Origin of the sequence: Larkinella sp. (assembly GCF_965227735.1) — a bacterium.
Classification (GTDB): domain Bacteria; phylum Bacteroidota; class Bacteroidia; order Cytophagales; family Spirosomataceae; genus Larkinella.
Map to the genome: position 1 here is coordinate 5778357 of NZ_OZ245776.1, position 19338 is coordinate 5797694.

The 19338-nt window shown below is 51.7% G+C and carries 18 protein-coding genes; 10 read left to right on the forward strand and 8 right to left on the reverse strand.

The genetic code is table 11. From position 1 onward, the window contains the following. The gene (locus ACO064_RS22580) at window positions 1-690 is read right to left on the reverse strand and encodes a polysaccharide deacetylase family protein (RefSeq protein WP_421829486.1); all 690 of its coding nucleotides are present in this window, start codon (window positions 688-690) and stop codon (window positions 1-3) included. A 266-nt stretch (window positions 691-956) separates the two neighbouring features. Between ACO064_RS22580 and ACO064_RS22585 the strand changes: the two genes are divergently transcribed. Beyond that, the gene (locus tag ACO064_RS22585) at window positions 957-1349 is read left to right on the forward strand and encodes an Hsp20/alpha crystallin family protein (protein ID WP_421829487.1); all 393 of its coding nucleotides are present in this window, start codon (window positions 957-959) and stop codon (window positions 1347-1349) included. Window positions 1350-1403: 54 nt separating this feature from the next. Here the strand turns inward: ACO064_RS22585 and ACO064_RS22590 are convergent, their stop codons facing one another. From ACO064_RS22590 to ACO064_RS22605, 4 genes are all read right to left on the reverse strand, one after another. Beyond that, window positions 1404-1700 (reverse strand): winged helix-turn-helix domain-containing protein, encoded by a 297-nt coding sequence (locus tag ACO064_RS22590; protein ID WP_114403911.1) that lies wholly within the window; start codon window positions 1698-1700, stop codon window positions 1404-1406. Then, the gene (locus ACO064_RS22595; protein WP_421829488.1) at window positions 1700-2353 is read right to left on the reverse strand and encodes a hypothetical protein; all 654 of its coding nucleotides are present in this window, start codon (window positions 2351-2353) and stop codon (window positions 1700-1702) included. The genes ACO064_RS22590 and ACO064_RS22595 overlap by 1 nt, the downstream gene beginning before the upstream one ends. 162 nt (window positions 2354-2515) lie before the next feature. Next, complete coding sequence (locus ACO064_RS22600) at window positions 2516-2914, reverse strand: diacylglycerol kinase family protein (RefSeq protein ID WP_421829489.1); 399 nt, start codon at window positions 2912-2914, stop codon at window positions 2516-2518. Further along, on the reverse strand, window positions 2898-3563 hold the full coding sequence (locus ACO064_RS22605) for a DUF1361 domain-containing protein (RefSeq protein ID WP_421829490.1): 666 nt from the start codon (window positions 3561-3563) through the stop codon (window positions 2898-2900). Before ACO064_RS22605 ends, ACO064_RS22600 begins: the two co-directional genes overlap by 17 nt. 256 nt (window positions 3564-3819) lie before the next feature. Here ACO064_RS22605 and mazG point away from each other — a divergent pair, with 256 nt between their 5' ends. The 5 genes from mazG (at window position 3820) to lptB (ending at window position 9768) form a co-directional block, all read left to right on the forward strand. Beyond that, window positions 3820-4671 (forward strand): nucleoside triphosphate pyrophosphohydrolase, encoded by an 852-nt coding sequence (mazG, locus tag ACO064_RS22610; RefSeq protein WP_421829491.1) that lies wholly within the window; start codon window positions 3820-3822, stop codon window positions 4669-4671. Between the two features lie 146 nt (window positions 4672-4817). Continuing rightward, the gene (locus ACO064_RS22615; protein ID WP_421829492.1) at window positions 4818-5975 is read left to right on the forward strand and encodes a T9SS type A sorting domain-containing protein; all 1158 of its coding nucleotides are present in this window, start codon (window positions 4818-4820) and stop codon (window positions 5973-5975) included. A gap of 47 nt (window positions 5976-6022) precedes the next feature. Then, a complete protein-coding gene (locus tag ACO064_RS22620; protein WP_421829493.1) occupies window positions 6023-7117 on the forward strand; it encodes a T9SS type A sorting domain-containing protein in 1095 nt (364 codons plus the stop codon). Window positions 7118-7254: 137 nt separating this feature from the next. Further along, window positions 7255-8988, forward strand: coding sequence for a single-stranded-DNA-specific exonuclease RecJ (recJ, locus tag ACO064_RS22625; RefSeq protein WP_421829494.1), 1734 nt, complete (start codon window positions 7255-7257; stop codon window positions 8986-8988). Between the two features lie 48 nt (window positions 8989-9036). Next, window positions 9037-9768 (forward strand): LPS export ABC transporter ATP-binding protein, encoded by a 732-nt coding sequence (lptB, locus tag ACO064_RS22630; protein WP_421829495.1) that lies wholly within the window; start codon window positions 9037-9039, stop codon window positions 9766-9768. A 104-nt stretch (window positions 9769-9872) separates the two neighbouring features. Here the strand turns inward: lptB and recO are convergent, their stop codons facing one another. Further along, window positions 9873-10565, reverse strand: coding sequence for a DNA repair protein RecO (gene recO / locus ACO064_RS22635; protein WP_421829496.1), 693 nt, complete (start codon window positions 10563-10565; stop codon window positions 9873-9875). Between the two features lie 184 nt (window positions 10566-10749). On the opposite strand from recO, the gene ACO064_RS22640 reads away from it, so the two are divergent. Both ACO064_RS22640 and ACO064_RS22645 read left to right on the forward strand, forming a co-directional pair. After that, entirely contained in the window at window positions 10750-11604 is an 855-nt protein-coding gene (locus ACO064_RS22640; protein ID WP_421829497.1) for a fumarylacetoacetate hydrolase family protein, read from the forward strand. Window positions 11605-11608: 4 nt separating this feature from the next. Next, entirely contained in the window at window positions 11609-13135 is a 1527-nt protein-coding gene (locus ACO064_RS22645; RefSeq protein ID WP_421829498.1) for an aldehyde dehydrogenase (NADP(+)), read from the forward strand. Between the two features lie 79 nt (window positions 13136-13214). On the opposite strand, the gene ACO064_RS22650 is transcribed toward ACO064_RS22645, so the two are convergent. Both ACO064_RS22650 and ACO064_RS22655 read right to left on the reverse strand, forming a co-directional pair. After that, entirely contained in the window at window positions 13215-14438 is a 1224-nt protein-coding gene (locus tag ACO064_RS22650) for a DUF1501 domain-containing protein (protein WP_421829499.1), read from the reverse strand. 12 nt (window positions 14439-14450) lie between these two features. Then, window positions 14451-15887, reverse strand: a complete 1437-nt coding sequence (locus ACO064_RS22655; protein WP_421829500.1) for a DUF1800 domain-containing protein — start codon at window positions 15885-15887, stop codon at window positions 14451-14453. A gap of 210 nt (window positions 15888-16097) precedes the next feature. On the opposite strand from ACO064_RS22655, the gene ACO064_RS22660 reads away from it, so the two are divergent. Both ACO064_RS22660 and ACO064_RS22665 read left to right on the forward strand, forming a co-directional pair. Beyond that, window positions 16098-16796: a FadR/GntR family transcriptional regulator gene (locus ACO064_RS22660; RefSeq protein WP_138989570.1), complete on the forward strand. Its 699-nt coding sequence runs from the start codon at window positions 16098-16100 to the stop codon at window positions 16794-16796. Window positions 16797-16949: 153 nt separating this feature from the next. Further along, window positions 16950-19337 carry a TonB-dependent receptor gene (locus ACO064_RS22665; protein WP_421829501.1) on the forward strand — a complete coding sequence of 796 codons (2388 nt, stop codon included), beginning with the start codon at window positions 16950-16952 and terminating at the stop codon, window positions 19335-19337. Window position 19338: the final 1 nt, after the last annotated feature.

Below are 19338 nucleotides of genomic sequence, written 5' to 3' on the forward strand. Positions count from 1 at the left end.
TCAAATCAATTTACCAAACCGCACTTGCCGGACAAACCGGACCATGGAATCGGTGCCGCGAATGTCCAATCGTTGCCATTCGAACCGGTTGTTCACCGGAAAACGGTTCCGGCGGTTTCCGATCCGGAATGCGATCCGGATGCCCGCCTGTTGCATCGTATCCTGCATCGCCCGTTTGGTCGCCCGGTCTTTGGGCCGCCCACCGTAGGGATACGCAAAGGCCCGAATATACGGTATTCCCAGCGCATCGAAAGCCGATATGTTCTGAGTCAAATCTGCCTGAATATCGTTGATAAGCAGGTTTTTATAGTTTAGATGTTGATGGGAATGCAACGCAAGTTCGAACGTGGGGGCCAGTTGTTTAAGCTGTTCAGTGGTCATCAGGGGTTCGGTGCAGCCGTCCCACTGATTGCACTGGCCGACAAAAGCCGTGGGGACAAACAGCACGGCGGTCAGGTTCAGACGTTGCAAAACCGGCAGCGCGTACGTCAGGTTATTGACATACGCATCATCGAAAGTAATCAAAACCGGTCGGGGAGGCAACGGCTGTTTGTGATCGACCGAAGCCACAAGCTGTTCCAGCGTAATGGGTTGGTAGTGATGGTCCAGAAGCCATTGCATCCGCTGTTCGAACTGTTGAACCGAAACCGTTAAAGAATCCTGGTGTTCGGGGTCAATTTTGTGGAACATTAACACAGGTACCGCGTTCGAAGTGCGGAAAAAATACCACAGTATCCCAACCAGCAGAAGACTGGCTACCAGCCCGATCATAAATATTTTATGGTTTTCACGGATCAAAAATCACGATTATTTGCGTTATAAAACAAATTACTGACCAATTGTCCGCTTATTTCCGCCATATCGCTTTTTATCAGCCATAATGACGCTAAATACGGCCTGATCGAGTTAGGTACGTAATTTGTTTACTAAACAGTATACAACCAACCAGTACGATTATGAAACCGATAGAAAACACGCTGAAGGGAATGGGTGGGCAATTCGATTTGCTGAATACTCTGTATGGCGGATCGAGCATGACCCGTATGGAAACCGAGCAGGAGCCAGACCGCTTGCTGATCAAATTGTCGGCTCCCGGCGTTGGTCCGGACGCGTTCAATGTTCTGATCGATGGCAAAAAACTGGTTCTATATACTTTGCTCCAGCAAAAAAATCCCGTGGAAGGCCAGAGCCTGGCAGTACCGATGTTCTTGAGGGTGCTGGATATTCCGGACTTTGTTGACGCGGAACACATTGAAGCGGTTCAGGAGCAGGGCCATGTGGTGATCAATCTGCCGTTTAAGGACGGGCAGCACTTTCAACGAAAAGTAGAAATCCAGAATTTGTTTTGATAAGAACCAGAGAATGAATACACCCGGCGGTCAATCCAGAATTGACCGCTTTTTTTATACCGAACCGCGAATAAAATCTTCCAGCGCGTTCAAATGGTCGGTGAAGGCCTGGCGGCCGGCGGGGGTGGCGGTGTAGGTGGTATTGGGCTTTCGGCCCACAAACTGCTTTTTCACGGAGACATAGCCCTGCTCTTCCAGCGCCCGCAGGTGCGTCGCCAGATTCCCGTCGGTCATGTCGAGCAGTTCTTTGAGGGAATTGAAACTCAGGGTTTCATTCACAATCAAAACTGACATGATGCCCAGGCGGGCCTTACTTTCAAACGCTTTATTAAAGCCTATCAGGAACTCCATCAGCGCTTCAGTTCGTCTCGTTCATACTTGAGATACATCACGGTTCCATACACAATGTGCAGGATACCAAACCCAACCGCCCACGTCAACAGCGAATACCCCGTCCAGAACAACGCCACCAGACCCAGCATAATTTCGGACAAACCGAGGTATTCCACATCGCGGACGGTGTATTTACTGCCGCTGTAGAGTGCCATGCCGTAAAAAATGAGGGTGGTTGGAAACGTCAGCCAGATCAGGTTAAACCGGATCAGGGCCAGACAAAAAATACCGCCCGTGACCAGCGGAACGGCCAGCGCCCAAAGCAGCCGCTTCGAAATGCTGTTCCAGACGCCGTTGCCCTGTCGGCGGGCTTTGCGAACGGTAAAAAACACGCCCAGCAATAAGGCAGCCACCAGCACCAGGGCTCCATCAAGAATTAGAAAATCAACCATATCCTGACGATCCGGGCCGTTGAGCCGGGTGATGCGCTCGTAGCTCATCAGGGTCAGGTTATTGTTGTGCAGCCGGACGTAGGCGGCACCGGCACCGATGAGGGCTACGACACCCGCCGAAATGCCCGACAAACCGCTCAGCGACAGGAATTTTGAGGAGCGTTCCATCAGGCTCCGGATCTCTGTCAGGGTCTGTAAATGCTCGTGTGAATCGGACATTGTTAACTAATTAAGATGGTTATAATGGCTAGGAATGATTAAAATGGTTATATGGTTGAGGATGGTTTTATGGTTAAAACGGTTTTTAGGATCAGGGACGGTTTTCGTGGTTTGAGTATGGATAAGCTGGATAAAAAGCCATACTAACCATTACAACCATTCTTAACCATACAACCATTCACTCCAATTCATCATTTTCATCAATTTAGTGCCAAAAATCAAGATACCTACTACAACCGCGACAATTACTACCAGCAACACGGCACCCGCCGACAGATCCTTGACGGCTTTGATCATCGGGTGATGGTCGGGCGAAACCACATCGGCGAGTTTTTCAAGGGCCGTGTTGAAGGCTTCGGCTGCCAGCACCAGACCCACCTGCGTGAGCACCAACGCCCATTCGACGCGATCCAATCGGAGCCAGATTCCGGCAATAACGACGGCCAAAGCCGCCAGTAAATGAATTTTAGCATTATTCTCAAACCGGAACAGGGCGAGCAGACCCTCGGCGGCAAACCGAAAGCTTCGCAAATTCTTCCGAACATCAATCCAGCGGCTCATGCGTTCGGCGTTGAACGTACTGGGTGAAACCCGTGTAGAGCGTCACCAACGCAAATGTATACGAAAGTGTGAGTTTCAGTGCAAACGGATTGACTAAGCTTTTGCCAATCAATTGGGCCAATTCCAGCGGATCGGTGAACAAATCCCAGCTATTCAGGCGGATATACCGTCCGAGGTAAACACCAAAACTGGTCAGCACCAAACACCCGATCATGACCACCCACGTCTGTGTTCGACCCAGTCGCTCGCCGAGCATCCGGTGAACCAGCAGTTGGGAATACAGGCCCGCCAGCAGACCCGTGAGGGCGCACCTGAAAATCATCATCGTATCGAACCAGACGGTTTCTTCCGAAACATGGCGGACGTGGAATAGATCGGTGATGATGTAGGGGGAATTGGGCAGGAACAGCAGCCACAAGACCAGCCCCGGCCAGAGCGTCCATTTCGGCAACTGGCGGTCTTCCAGCCCTTCGCGCAGAAACAGAGCCACAAAGAGGGGAATCCAGGCCAGAAACAGATTCCAGCTCAGCATTTTGAAAAACCAGTAATTCTGGCGGACCACCACCATGGCGATGCTCATGACAGACAGCATGATCAGCATCCGCAGGCCTTCGCCGGAGCGGTAAACGGAAAGTAGTTTGTTCAACATACCATGAAAGAACTTTGAACTACAAAGTAGCAAATTGAAGTGATGCGGGGCAAGGGAATGGGGGAAAATATTTAGGAATGGAGGATTTTTGCGATTTGTTGCCTGAACCAGCGGAATTAGATAGTAACGCGGATCTGACGGATTTGAACCGATTAAAATCCGTTTTGATCGGTTCAAATCCGTCAGATCCGCGTTACTATCCAAAAAACCGCCAAACCCTCCCAATCGCTTCGTAACTTTGTCAAAAATAATCCCAATGCAAACCAACCTGAATCAACAACTGGAAACGATGCCTGTCCGGCGGCAGGAACAATTGCTGGCTTTCGACCGTCTGCTCACCATCATGGACGAACTGCGCGAACAATGCCCCTGGGACCGCAAGCAAACGATGGACACGCTCCGGCATCTGACCATTGAAGAAACCTACGAACTTTCCGACGCTATTCTGGAAAAAGACCTGCCCGAAATCCGGAAAGAACTGGGCGACGTGATGCTGCACCTGGTTTTTTACGCCCGAATCGCTTCGGAGCCGCAAGCCGGGGCGACGTTCGATATCGGCGACGTTCTGAACAGTGTGTGCGATAAGCTGATTTCGCGCCATCCACACATTTATGGCGACGCCAACGGCAAGACCGTCGTGGCCGACACGGAGGAGAAGGTGAAGCAGAACTGGGAACAACTGAAGCTGAAAGAAGGCAATACATCGGTGTTGGCGGGGGTGCCGGGCTCGCTGCCGGCTCTGGTGAAAGCCATGCGGATTCAGGAAAAAGCGCGGGGTGCCGGTTTTGACTGGGAGGAAAAACAGCAGGTTTGGGAAAAAGTGGAGGAAGAAATGCAGGAGTTTAAAGATGAATTTAATGCTGAAACCGACGAGATCATCGACCGTGAACGCGCCGAAAAAGAATTTGGCGATGTGCTGTTTTCGCTGGTCAATTACGCCCGCTTCATCGACATCAACCCCGAAACCGCCTTGGAACGCACCAACAAGAAGTTCATCAAACGCTTTCAATACCTCGAAGAACAGGCCCGCAGCAACGGCCAGCAACTGAGAGATATGACGCTGGAAGAAATGGAAGTGTATTGGCAGGAAGCCAAACAGTTTACATAAAGTTTACGGAATTAAGAATAGATTTTACTTAAAAAGTGACATTTGTCAATTTTGAAATTATTATAAGAAAAGGGCATTACTTTCTTCAAAACCGTACGTCTCAGGAGTGTTAGAATTCGGATTTCGAACAGCTAAACTTCTGTGCTATGAAATACGGTTATCTACTTTCCGCCGGGCTTTTCGCTCTATTGAATTTTTCATCTGCTGTTGCGCAGGATCTGGATTTTAATACAACGATGCCCCTCTACCCAGATGGTGCTGCCTCTCATTCTTATATGGGCATTGGTACACCGGCAGTGAATGTGGATATTAGTGTAAGTGGTCCAGGGCAATTTTCTAATGCTTCACCGAATCGGACAGGTACGGGTTTATCGACACCCAGCGTGGATTTTAATAGTCCAAGTGAAACCAAAAATTATAGTTTTACATTCGGTGATCCGGTTACCGGTCTGGAATTTTCACTAATCGCGCTTCAGTACAAAATTGATTTTACCAATCCTCAAAGTTATTACCAGGACAAAATAACGATTATTGCCGTTGATGAGTTTGGTAATTCGGTCACACCAGTCATTCCAGCCGGAACGGGATATATTGTCAATGGCAATGAAATTCTTGCAAATACCCCTAGTCCTTCTGTCGATGTCAATAAGGTCCGTTTTCTTACTAAAGTTAAAACCGTCACCGTCGTATTCGGGAATGGGCCGATGGCAGGTGCTGATCCTAGGCCACAAGGTTTCACCATCGGTGACATGGACTGGTCCGGCGTCGTCTTGCCGGTTGAACTTGCTTATTTCCGGGCCAAATCCATCGGCAGTGTCGTTCAACTGACGTGGGAAACCACTTCGGAGCGCAACGCCCGCTATTTCTCCGTTGAACATAGCTTAAACGTGACTGCCTTTACGCCGATTGGTCGGGTGATGGCCAGCGGTGATGCAACCCGCCCACAGTTCTACTCCTTTGTGGATGACCAGTCGCACCAGATGACCAATTATTACCGGTTGAAGCAGGTCGACCGGGACGGTTCGACGTATTATTCCAAAATCATTGCCCTTCGGCACGACAACCGCCTGCCCGACCTTGCCGTTTATCCCAATCCGTCCGATGGTCATTCCGTGGGCTTGCAATGCAACGAAGTCGATCCGGCCACCTTGCAATTGACCGACCTGACCGGTCAAAAAATAGCTTTTCGACTGGTAGAACCCACCACGGGTCAGATTAGGCTGCTGCCTCAAAAACCGCTGAAAACCGGGGTGTACATCCTGCACGCACCGGGTCTGAAGGCTGTGCGTATGCTGGTTCAATAATCAAGTACAATCCAATTCATTTCTCACGCTTTTTAAGACACCACACCATGCGACATTTTTTACGATTGATCAGCCTCGCAATTTTTATTTTCTTCACGCCAAAACCGGTATCAGGACAAACTATTTATTCCCAAGATTTTACATCCGGACTAGGCGGGTGGACCGCCAGCAACTCAACTGCAATCAGTGTAACGACAACGTCCGCAAGCTCCGGTTACACCACACCCATCGCGGCTTCGGGGGGCAACAATCTATCCTTTGGTGAATGCGGAGGAAACACGGAACATACCGCCACATCGCCAGCCATCAGCACCGTGGGGCAGACCAACATCATGGTCGGTTTTGGTCGCCGAAAAACGAACGCGTTTGGTCCGCAGGTGGTCATTTTTGAATTCAGCACCGATGGGGGAACAACCTGGACCAGCATCTCCTCCGACGTTTCGAGTGTGGCAACGACCACCTGGGGACTATCGGTTTTTACGTTGCCAGCTTCTGCCGAAAACCAGGGTAGTCTGACTTTTCGGCTCCGGTATACGCCCCCGGCTGGGGCATCCTGTGCGACCGCCTTTCGAATCGATGATTTTACGGTAAGCTCGAATGGCACCCTTCCGGTTGAATTAGCCTATTTTCGGGGTACGGCAGAACGCAGCGGCAATCGGCTTACGTGGGAAACCGTCTGGGAGCGGGGAGCCAGCCATTTTGTGATCGAACGCAGTGCCGATGCCAAAGAGTTTGGTGCGATCGGGCAGATAACAGCCGTTGGCAATGCCGCCAGGAAGCGGTTGTACACGTTTACCGATGGCGAACCCCTGCCCGGAACGAGCTATTATCGGCTTCGGCAGGTCGATCACGATGGAGCATTTCAGGTTTCCAAAATGGTTTTCGTCAGCCGTTCCGACGCGTTGTTTGTGGTTGGCGATAATCCGACCTCCGGAGACGAAATCCGGCTAAACGTCTCCAATGTCGATCCGGCCAGTTTGCAGCTCCTGACCACCACCGGCCAGTTCCTTACGTTTCAGGTGATTCAGTTGTCCGACACCGATTGGCGGGTTCATCCGGCTGTTCGGTTACAACCGGGTTTGTATCTGCTCCGTGCCGGGCAACAGAACCAGCAACGGACCGTTCGGGTTCTGGTTCGATAAAACCGCTGTTGGAAAACCGGTAGCAAAACAGTGTATGTCTGGGCGACCCCGTCTAGGCGACCCCGTCTGGGCGGCCCCGCCTTCAAGACCTTGCTGATTTTTGTTTTCCGTACTCCCTTTTCTTTTTACTTTGCAGAATGAGTGAGAAACGCTGGCTATACCGACCGGTTCCGGAGTCACCGGAAGAGTTACTGGCGGTTGAAAATTTGACTCGCGAGCTGAAAGTAAATCCGTTTATGGCCATGTTGCTGGTCCAACGGGGGGTGCATACTTTTGACCAGGCCCGCACCTATTTCCGCCCCGAACTTCCGCATCTCCATGACCCTTTTCTGATGAAGGACATGGACAAAGCGGTTCAGCGGTTGCAAATGGCGATGGTCAGGGAAGAAAAGATTCTGGTCTATGGTGATTATGACGTGGACGGAACGACCTCGGTGGCGTTGTTCTACGGCTTCATGAAAACCCTTTATCCTCATCTGGATTATTACATTCCCGATCGGTATAAAGAAGGCTACGGTATTTCGTCGCAGGGCATTGAGTGGGCGGCTGAAAACGGTTTTTCGCTGATTGTCAGTCTCGATTGCGGCATCAAATCCGTTGATCGGGTGGACGAAGCCCTGGAAAAAGACATTGAGTTCATCATCTGTGATCACCACCGCCCCGGTGCCGAACTGCCCCAGGCTGCGGCCGTGCTCGACCCCAAGCGTTCCGATTGCGAGTATCCCTACAAAGAGCTGACCGGTTGTGGCGTGGGCTTCAAATTGCTTCAGGCCTTGTGTATATTCAAAGGAATTCCGCTGGATCGTTTGTTCGACTATCTGGATTTGCTGGCAATCAGCATCGCGTCGGACATTGTGCCAATTGTGGGCGAAAACCGGGTTCTGGCGTATTACGGGCTGAAAAAACTGAATGCTTCCCCCGGTTTTGGCCTCCAGGCGCTCATCAAAGTGGCCGGGTTTAGCTCCGAACTGGACATTACCAATGTGGTATTTGGATTGGGGCCGCGAATCAATGCCGCCGGACGCATCAAGCACGCCAAAGCCGCCGTCCAGTTGTTGCTGGCCGAAACGGAGGAAGAAGCCACCGACTTCGCATTTGCCATCAACGAACACAACAACAGCCGCCGACAATACGACTCCAGCATTACCGAACAGGCGCTGGCCATGATTCAAGGCGACGAATGGCTGCTGAATGCAAAAAGTACGGTGCTTTTTAATAACACCTGGCATAAGGGCGTAATCGGCATCGTGGCCTCGCGCTGCATCGAAAAATACCATCGGCCGACCATTATTTTGACGGAGTCGCACAACCGGGCGGCTGGCTCGGCGCGGTCGGTGCCGGGATTCGATGTTTACGAAGCCATTGAGGAATGTTCCGACCTGCTCGAACAATTTGGCGGTCACACCTTTGCGGCCGGTTTGACGCTCAAGCTGGAGAACATCAAAGCGTTTCAGCAGAAGTTTGAGGAAGTGGTAACCCGGCGCATTCAGGCGGAGCAACTGGTTCCAATGATTGAAATCGATTTGTCGCTTGATTTCGACGCCATCGACCAGAAATTCTATAACGTTCTGAAACAAATGTCGCCTTTTGGGCCGCAAAATATGGCCCCGGTTTTTTCAACCAGCGAGGTGTTTCTGGTGGGAGAACCGTATATCATGAAGGAAAAACACCTGAAAATGACCGTGCAACAAGCCGGTTCGTACCAGCGGTTTACGGCCATCGGTTTTAACATGGCCCACCACGCCCTTTTTCTCCGGCGCGACCAGCCCTTTTCCATTTGTTACCAGATTGAAGAGAATAATTATAACGGGAACAAATCGTTGCAGTTATATTTGAAAGATATTAAGGCGACCGTGGGCGTTAAGCAATAGACAACGTCAGTCGCTGGGAAAACCGGCGACAAACGGAGCACGAAAACCATGATTCTTCGAACCGAAAACTTAGTTAAAAAATACGGCTCCCGGCTGGTCAACGACCGCGTTACCTACCAGGTCGAACAGGGCGAAATCGTCGGGTTGCTTGGCCCCAACGGTGCGGGCAAAACCACTTCCTTTTACATGGCGGTGGGCTTGATCAAGCCGAATAGCGGCAAGGTGTATCTGGACGATCAGGACATTACAAACCTCCCGATGTATAAACGTGCCCGGCTGGGAATCGGCTATCTGGCGCAGGAAGCATCGATTTTTCGGGATTTGACGGTGGAAGAGAACGTGTTAGCCGTGCTGGAAATGACTGACCTGTCGCGGCAGGCGCAAAAAGACAAGGTGGAGCAGTTGCTGGAAGAATTCAGTCTGACGCACGTCCGGAAAAACAAGGGGAAAGTGCTGTCGGGGGGCGAACGTCGTCGTACGGAAATTGCCCGGAGTCTGGCTGTCGACCCCAAATTCATTCTGCTGGACGAACCGTTCGCCGGGGTCGATCCCATTGCCGTCGAGGATATTCAAAGCATTGTCGCCCAGCTCAAACACCGGAACATCGGCATTCTGATCACCGACCACAACGTCAACGAGACGCTCTCGATCACCGACCGGGCCTATCTGCTGTTTGAAGGAAAAATCCTGAAACAGGGAACCGCTGAGGATCTGGCCAATGACGAGCAGGTCCGGCGCGTGTATCTGGGGCAGAATTTTGAGTTGAAACGGAAGGTTTGAAGAGGTTGGTTACACAGAGTTGATCAGAGGAAATCAGGGTTTATCAGAGAAAAAAACGCTGCAGAACTCTGATTTCCTCTGATCAACTCTGTGTAACAACTTCCTCAACTCAGCACCTCCCGCAACACCGACAGCGACTTGATTTCGCCCAAACCGTCGATGTGAATCTGGTAAAACGCCACCAGAGCGTCCAGCAACTCGGCACGAGTTGACCGGGAAATTTTGATGGGCGTTGCCAGCGGCTGGCGCAGGAAGTGATTCAGGGCTTTTTCGGCCGCATCGTCGGGCAAAAACGGGTATTTCTGTTCCTGCAATTGCCCTTCAAACTCAAGAGCGCTGGCCGGACCAAACCCCAGAAAAGACGCCAGTTTCAGTAAAAACGAAAGGTGAAAATTCTCGTAATCGGTTTCCACTTCTTCCAGGTACAGAATACTGTCCACTAAAAAATAATACAAAGCCGGATTGCTGGCTTCTTCTTTCAGCGTCTTGGTCAACATTTCGCTGACAAACAACGCCATGCTGGATTTGGCAATATCGAACGGGAGGTGCTGAAATGGGAAATTGACCTTCACCTCCGAAAGCCGGTGCAAATCTTTGCCGGGTTTGTAATAAACCACCATGTCCAGCAAGGTTAAAGGCTGAAAAAAGGCGATTCGGTTGGTTTTGCTTTTGGCCGACCGCACCCCGTTGACGAGGTAGCTGTGGAGCCCAAATTCTTCCGTGTAGATGCGGACAATAATCGACGTTTCGCGGTAGCGAAAATAACTCAGAACGATGCCTCGGGTTTTGTGGAGCATTTTTTCAGTAAAAAGTTCTCAGCCGGTAATGGGTGTGGAAGGGGAGAAGGACCGGTAGAGCGCTGCTAATTTCATCCTAAATTAATGCCTTTTGCGCGATTTTCCATCCGGAATTTCGTAAAATCCTCCGTAAAAATGTCCATTTTTGCGGTCTTTAAGTCAACACTCAATTCCTTGATCCTTCATGAAACTGTACCGCACCCGCCAGGGCATCGTAGTTGAAGATAACCGCACCGACGGACCATCCCGCTTTCACCGTGCGCCGAGCGACGACTGGGATTACCTCGTTAACCAGGATGATCTGTTCCAATATCTTCAACAGGAAGTGACTTCTACGACGGCTTCAGATGAATACCGTGTCTGGACCGAAACGCAATTGTTACCCCCGATCAGCCAGCAGGAAATCTGGGCGTCGGGCGTAACCTACCTCAAAAGCCGCAACGCCCGCATGGAAGAGTCGAAAGATGCCGGGGGCGGTGATTTTTACGAACGGGTTTACGATGCCGAGCGGCCCGAATTATTCTTCAAATCCACAGCCGCGCGAGCCGTTGGGTCGGGCGATGCGGTTCGCATTCGGAAGGATTCGATCTGGAACGTGCCGGAGCCGGAACTGACGCTTTTCATTACCTCGAACGGAAAAATCGTTGGCTATACCGTTGGCAACGACATGAGTTCCCGGAGCATCGAGGGCGAAAACCCACTGTATCTGCCCCAGGCCAAAACCTACGACGGTGCGGCTGCGATTGGCCCCTGTCTCTACGTTCCGGAAGCTCCGATTTCGCCCGAAACGATGATCAAAATCGAAATCCGGCGCGACGGAAAGGCGGTTTTTGACGAAAGCATTGCCATCAACCGCATGAAACGCCAGCACACAGAACTCGTTTCGTTCCTCTTTCGTGAAACTACTTTTCCCCATGGGTGTTATTTAATGACCGGCACCGGCATTGTTCCCGGCGATGATTTTACGCTGGCGGTGGGTGACGAAGTTCACATTACGATTGAAGGAATCGGTATGTTAGTAAATACGGTACAAAATTAGCAGCATGACTTTTCAAGCCATTAATCCGGCCACCGGCGAAGCATTAGACGGGGCCTTCAGTGAATCCACGAGTCAGGAAGTTGACCAGGCCTGCCAATTAGCAGCCGCAGCGTTCCCGGTTTACCGCAAACTCTCCGGCGAAGCCAAAGCGCAGTTTCTGGAACGCATTGCCGACGAAATCATGGCCCTGGGGCCGGAATTGCTCGAACGCGCCAACCTTGAAACCGCCCTGCCGCTGCCCCGCCTGACGGGCGAACGCGGTCGGACGACGGGCCAATTGCGGCTGTTTGCGCAATACCTCCGCGAAGGCTCGTGGGTAGATGCCCGCATCGATACCGCCCTGCCCGATCGTCAGCCGCTGCCGCGGCCCGACTTGCGGCAGATGCTGATTCCGCTCGGACCGGTCGGTATTTTTGGCGCGAGCAACTTTCCGCTGGCGTTTTCGGTGGCTGGTGGCGACACCACCTCGGCCCTGGCGTCCGGTTGTCCGGTGGTCGTGAAAGCCCATCCGGCCCACCCCGGCACTTCCGAACTGGTGGGTCAGGCTATTCGGAAAGCTGTTGAAGCCAGCGGATTGCCGGAAGGCGTTTTTCAAATGGTTCAGGGTACGGGTATTGACGTGGGGATGGCCATTGTGTTGCACCCGCAGATCAAAGCCATCGGGTTTACGGGTTCGTTTCGGGGTGGAAAGGCGATTTATGATGCCGCTGTCCGCCGTCCGGAACCCATTCCGGTTTATTCCGAAATGGGCAGTACGAATCCGGTATTTTTCCTGCCCGCCATCCTGAAACAGAAAGGACTGGATTTGGCAAAAGCCTACGTCGATTCGGTTACGCTGGGGGTTGGGCAGTTCTGTACGAATCCCGGTTTGGCCATTGTCAAGCAGTCGGATGGAGGGGATGCTTTTGTGAGTCAGGCTCGGCTGGCCATGTCGCAGACGCAGCCGACGCCGATGCTGACGAAAGGGATTTATCAGGCGTATACGGCCGGTATCGAAAAGCTCAACTCATTTTCGGGGGTTTTGATTGCCAGTAAATCCGTAACCGTAGTTGATGGTTTCGCGGCTGCCCAGCCGACGCTTTTGTCGACGACGGCTGATGCGTTGCTGGAAAATCCTGAACTGGCGGAAGAAGTATTTGGACCCAGCAGTTTGTTGGTCACGGCCGATACGAAAGAAGAAATGCTGGCGGTGGCGCAGGGGCTGGAAGGTCACCTGACCGCGACCGTATACGGAACACCCGAAGAATTGCTGGAATACGCTGATTTACTGGAAATTCTGGAACAGAAAGTGGGGCGGGTATTGATCAACGGTTTTCCGACCGGGGTGGAGGTGAGTCACGCCATGAACCACGGCGGCCCGTATCCGGCTACCACCGACGTTCGCTCGACCTCGGTGGGTACGAACGCGATCCGGCGGTTTGCACGTCCGGTTTGTTACCAGAACTTCCCGGATGCGTTGTTGCCCGATGCACTGAAAGCCGATAACCCGCTGGCTATCTTTCGATTGGTGGATGGAGAGTGGAGAAAATAAAAGTTGTTACGCAGAGTTAAGCGGAGGACATCAGAGGTACGCAGAGTTTTTTTCTCTGATTAACTCTGATGTCCTCCGCTTAACTCTGCGAAACAACCTTTAACGTCTCAAATTTCCTTCCCAAGACCGCCTGATCATCGACTTTCAGCCAGTCGCGGAGCAGCGTCGCGTAGATGCTCCGGAAATCGACGGTATACTTCAAATCCCCTTCATCCAGGTTCGTCAGGTTGGGTGCTTCGTTGAAAACCCGGCCTGGGGTGAGTCCTCCGCCAATCAGAAACAGGTTGTTGGCCGTGCCGTGGTCGGTGCCGTTGCTGGCGTTCTGCTTCACCCGGCGACCAAATTCCGAGAAGGTCATCAACAGCACGTCGTTTAGCTTTCCGTTGGTTTTCAAGTCTTTGGTAAAAGCCGCTACGGCTTCGGCATACTGACGCAACAGCCGTTCCTGCTGCCCCGGCTGGTTGATGTGTGTATCGAATCCCGAAATGGAAATGTAATAGACATTCGTGTTGACGCCCGACGTAATCAGTTCTGAGACGGTTTTTAGCCGGTTGCCCAACTCGCTGGCTGGGTAAACGGTTTTCGTATGCGTGACTTTCGACTTGTCGTAAATAACGTCAGCCGACGAAGCGGTTTCTGCCAGGGTTTTATACAGATACGAAATGTTCGGGTGCGAAGCTGACCGATTCGCATCAGGTTTCATTTTCGACAGCTCGGCTACCAAACCGCTGCGGGTCTGGTTGTAGAGTTTCTTCGGGTCGAGCAACGCCAAACCGTTCAGATCCTGTCCTTTCAGCGCCAGACTCAGCGTATCATCCACCTCGATCGCCCGGTGCGCAATGCAGTTGTTCCCCTGGCAGTTGGCGTCCAGATAGCGGCCTAACCAGCCCGTTGTCAGGTATTTATCCGAATCGCTGGCGGTTTGCCAGATGTCCATCGAGCGAAAGTGGGAACGGTCGGGGTTCGGATAGCCGACGTTGTTGACCACCGTTACCAAACCGTCATCATAGAGTCCTTTCAATGCTTCGAGTGCCGGATTGAAACCGATTTCGTCGTTGAGTTTCAATACCTTTTCCGGCGCGATGGCAATCGTTGGCCGTTCGCGGTAGTAAATGTCATTCCGAAAAGGGACGACGGTATTCAACCCATCGTTGCCGCCCGACAACTGAACGATCACCAGCGTTTTGCCCACAGGCTGGTTCAATCCCAGATGCTTGCTTTCGTAGGCTTTCAGGAAGCTGGGAATCAGCATCGTGCCCACTGTGGCAAACGCTGAATTTTTGAAAAATTTCCGACGGTGCATGGGTTGAATGGTTTAACACAATTGATATTCAGGTAAGGAGAGCAGCAGGGTTGTTAGGGTTCGGATTTGATCACTGCGGGGGGCTTCTTTTTTTACTTTTGTCAGAAGTAAATTCCGCTGCGAAGGACTCAGGGATTGCGGCAAAAAATACGAAGCCAGTTCGTCCAGCAAGTGTTCCTCGTTGCCTTTCTGGAAGGCTTTTTCGAAGGTCGGCCAGTCGATGGTGGAAGCAAACAGGCGGTTTACTTTTCGGGCGAGCAGGGCCGTATTCACATCACCGTCGTCTTTGGGGCTGATCGTCACTTCACCGGCTTTCAGCACCAGATCGGGGAGTTTCATCCGGAACAGCAGGCTCGAACTGTCGATCCAGTTGCGTCCGCCCGGCCAGCCTGCCACGTTCGGTGGATAAAGCAAAACCTGCCCCAACGTGCGCTGAACGTATAAAACTGGCTGTTTTTGTTCAAATTTAATCCCGAGACTGTGTTGCATGCCCGCCAGTAATTCCACTGGCGATTTGATGCGTACTCCGATGTGTTTCGGCTCATAAAACCAGTCGCTCGTGAAAAGGGTCTCCAGCAATCCGGCCGTGTCGTAGCCGCTCCGGTAAAACTGATCGGCCAGTTGACTGATCCGTTGCTGATCTGCCGAATCCGGGGCAATTTCGTCCGTAACCAGAAACCGGTAAAGTTTGGTCGTCACGAAGGTGGCGGTTTCTTTTCGTTCCAGCAGGAGTTTGATGATGTCTTCACCCTGGAAATTCCCGGTTTTTCCGAACACGGTTTTTTCGCCCTCGTCGTGTACATTCCGGCGAAAAACAAACTCCCCCTGTGGATTGAACCCCCAGCCGGTGAACGCCCGGGCTGCTTCTTTGATGTCGTGTTCGGTATAGTTGGCGCGACCGAGCGTAAACAATTCCATCACTTCTCGGGCAAAATTTTCGTTGGGCGCATTCTTGCGGTTTTGCTGGTTGTTCAGGAATTGCAGCATGGCCGGAGATTTTGAAACCGCCATCAGCAAATCGCCGAAGTTGCCCAGTGCCTTTTCACGAATGAGGTTCGTATACTGATGCACCATCCGGACGTTATTCTGATTGCGGCAGGCAAAATGACCGTGCCAGAACAGCGCCATTTTTTCCCGCAACGCACCCTGGCCCGAGGCCATTTGTTCCACCCAACGCACATTCAGGTCGCGGATGGCTTCCCGGTTTTCGCGGATGCGCTCTTTCAGCATCTCGCGGGTTAGCTGGCCTTCTTTAAACCGGTTTTTTAGCTCTTTTTTGTCGGGTTGGTCATCAGCAACTACCGACAGGGGAGTAAAGGCCTGGCTGTCGGTGAACAACTTGCTCACTACGTTTCGCAGCGGCTGGCGATCAGCCTCCCGCAGTTGGGCCGGGGTTGCGCCAAAACCCGCCCGCCAGAAGAGATGACGCTTGTTGACTCGCTCCTTCATACATCCGTGTTTTGGGTTTGGACAAATCAAACGACCAGAAGTTTAGTCTTTACCTGTTTTAGTTACAACCCAAAAAGGCATACCCGCTGGTTGCGGTTTTGTGGGAAGATATTAAAAGTTTCTGATCGCCCGAGCTTGTTGAAATGTACTACATATCTTTTTTTGTGATACCTTAGTTTTTCAAAAGGCACACCAACACGTGCGTAAAAAATGGAAAAAGTAGAATCTTCGCTGGGGATGTTGCCCATTATTTCAACCTCCATGGCGGATCAGGTTGAACTGCGGCTTCGTGAATACATAGCCAACAAAGCCTTTAAGCCCGGCGACGCGATTCCGAAGGAAATTGAACTGGCCGAAGCGTTGGGCGTCAGCCGGAATGTGGTACGCGAGGCCCTGAGCCGGTTTCGGATGCTGGGTATTATTGAAACCAAGAAACGCCGGGGGATGATTCTGGCGCAACCCGACATTTTGAGCGGGCTGGAGCGCATGATGCAGCCGCACATGCTGGGAGCCGACACCCGCAAGCAGATTTTTGAGTTCCGGCTGGTGCTGGAAGTAGGGCAGGCGGCTTTGCTGTTTGCCCGCAAAACGGAAGAAGGCATTCAGAAACTCCAGGAGGTGGTGAAGCGGGAAAGTCAGGTGAGTTCAATTCCGGAAAAGGTCGAGTGTGAAATCGCTTTCCACTCCACGCTCTACGAAATGGCCGGGAATGAAACCATCAAGCGGTTTCAGGCGATGCTGATGCCGGTTTTTGAATATGTGGTTGAATACGAAACCAGCCACCAGTTTCACGCCGTCGGCTCTGTCACGCACCAGGACCTGATTAACATCCTGAAAACCGGCACGCCAGCCGAATTTGCCAGTGGCATGTTGAAGCACCTGGAACCGCATTTTGTGCTGCTCTCCTGAAAAATTGTACTTCCAGTATATGGGATACGCTTTTCTGCTGTTTATTTAAAATAAATCTAAATTAAGTTGTTACGTACGCGATTAGGGTTTTTCTTTGTCACTATTAATAACAAGTCTAGTTAATAATAGTCCGAAAGCCTATCCCGTAACTTGATGACAAAACAGCTATTTTTCGCACTCTTCAGTTTAACCTGCTCATTCGCCTGGGCGCAGAAGGCCCAGATTCGCGGCAAAATCGGGGAAAAAGACAATACCGTATCGGTGAGTTATGGCTCGCTACAACTTTACGAAAAGGGTGTTTTCGTAAAAGGGGTGGTTGCCGGTGAGAACGGAGATTATCTTTTTGATAAACTGAGCAAAGGGTCTTATACCCTGAAAGTGAGCGGCATCGGCTACGAAAGCCGGGAACAGGGACCTATCGTTATCGAACGCGATAATCAGGTGATCAGTCTGAACATGGATCTGCTGCCCGCCGTATCACAACTTTCGGAAGTCGTGGTCAAAGGTGAGATTGGTGTGACCCGGATCGAACCCGGCAAGATCGTTTATCAGGCAGCGGATTTGCCGATTGCCAAAGGATCTTCGGTCGGCGATATGCTGCGGCTGATGCCGTCGGTTGCGATGGGAGGCCCTCCGGGGGTGCCGCGCGACATTCGCTACCGGGGCCTGGAAAAATCGTATACGCTGGTGCTGATCGACGGGAAAAATGCGGGGATTACAGGAAATAACCGGGAAGTCGTGCTGAACCAGATTCCGGTTTCGGCCATTGAACGCATCGAGATTATTGCCAGTCCGGGCGCTCAATACGACGGCGACGGCATGAACGGGGTCGTCAACATCATTCTCAAGAAAAATTCGCGCTACGGAACCCACGGCCAGGCGATGGTCGGCATTAATAGCCTGGGCGGTTACAACGCTTCATTGCAGGCTTCTCACAAGTTTGGCAAAGGCGAGTTCTACGGAGCCTATGACCGCAACGAGGTGTTGCTCACCGGGGATAATTCCATGACGGAAACCAACCGGGTGACGGTGTTGAAAAGTGGAACGGTGACGGGTTATCAGGACATTTTTTCCAGGGAAAGCCGCCAAATAACGAGTGATAACATCAAACTGGGAACCCGCTGGGATTTGTGGAAAGGCGCCGATCTGAAAGCCGAATACGTGCGGGGATGGCAGCGGGAGCTTAAAATCAAAACCCAGGATACCAAAGTATTAAAAGCCGACCGCTCCTTTTCGAGCCGCACCCTGCGGACGGAAGATCAGACGGAAGACTGGAGTTTCAACGAATACATCCTGAATTTTTCGCAGAAACTCTCGCCCAAAAGCCGGTTAACGGTTTCGTATAACCACGTCGATGGCGATTATCCCAAACCCAAATACCAGACCGATCAGAAGTTGAACGGCGAGGGATTACCGTCCGATACCAAACCGGCGAAAACCAATACATACGAGAACAATTACGACCGGAATGACTTCGTTCAGGCCGATTATTCACTGCATACCAATCACATTGTCAGCTGGAATGCCGGTTTGAAATACAGCAGCCGCGTTCGCGAAAACATTCAACTGGTCGACAAGTTCGACTACGCTAAAAACCAGTTCCTGCGAACCCAGAGCCCGGCCAATAACTTTACGAGTTCTGAGAAAATCATGGCCGGTTATGTGCAGTCGGCCATTACCAAAGGCCGGCTGCGGAGCGTGATCGGCGTTCGGGCGGAGTATACCGATTTTCACAATCAAACGCTCGAACAGAGCTATTCGACCCACGGCAATTATTTTATTCCGCTGCCCAGTGCGTCGTTTATCTTCAATCTGGATACGACACAATTCATCAAATTTTCGGTGGATCGGAAAATCCGGCGGGCCAGTTTTAAGGACCTGAGTCCGTTTGTCGATAGCTCGGATGTGGCTAAAATCAAAACCGGGAATCCGTTGCTGCGGCCGGAAAAAGCCTGGGGTTTTGAACTGGGCTACATGAAAACCGCAGCAAAATGGAATGTGGGCGTGAACCTTTTTCGACGTCAGATCGACGGCCTGATCCAGAAAGTGTTGTATGATGTGTCGCCGGGCGTGGTGCTCGAAAAACCGGACAATTTCAATGCCGCCTATATTCAGGGCGTCGAGTTGATAGCGGCCGTTAAACCGCTGTCGTTCTGGAGTATCAACGGAAGCTATTCCCGGTTCGACTCCCAGTTAAAAGACGAAAACCAGGGTGGGGGAGACGCCATCAAAGACCAGTTTGACTGGTGCGCCAAGCTGATTTCGGACCTGACGATCGGACGCAATACCTTTTTTCAAGTGGCCTGGAACGGCATTGGTCCCAAGGTTTCCAGCCAGAAAGAAGAAAAGACGCTGGCGTATTGGGATGCTAGCTTATCCCGGTATTTCGTTCAGAAAAAAGTGGTGCTGAGCGTCCGCGTGATGGATGTATTCAACACGAACAACAAGCAGACCATCGAGTATACGACCGCCCAGACCAGCGAGAAAATCCAGGATATTCCGGGCCGTCAGGTTTTCCTCAATCTTTCGTACAGCTTCTGAT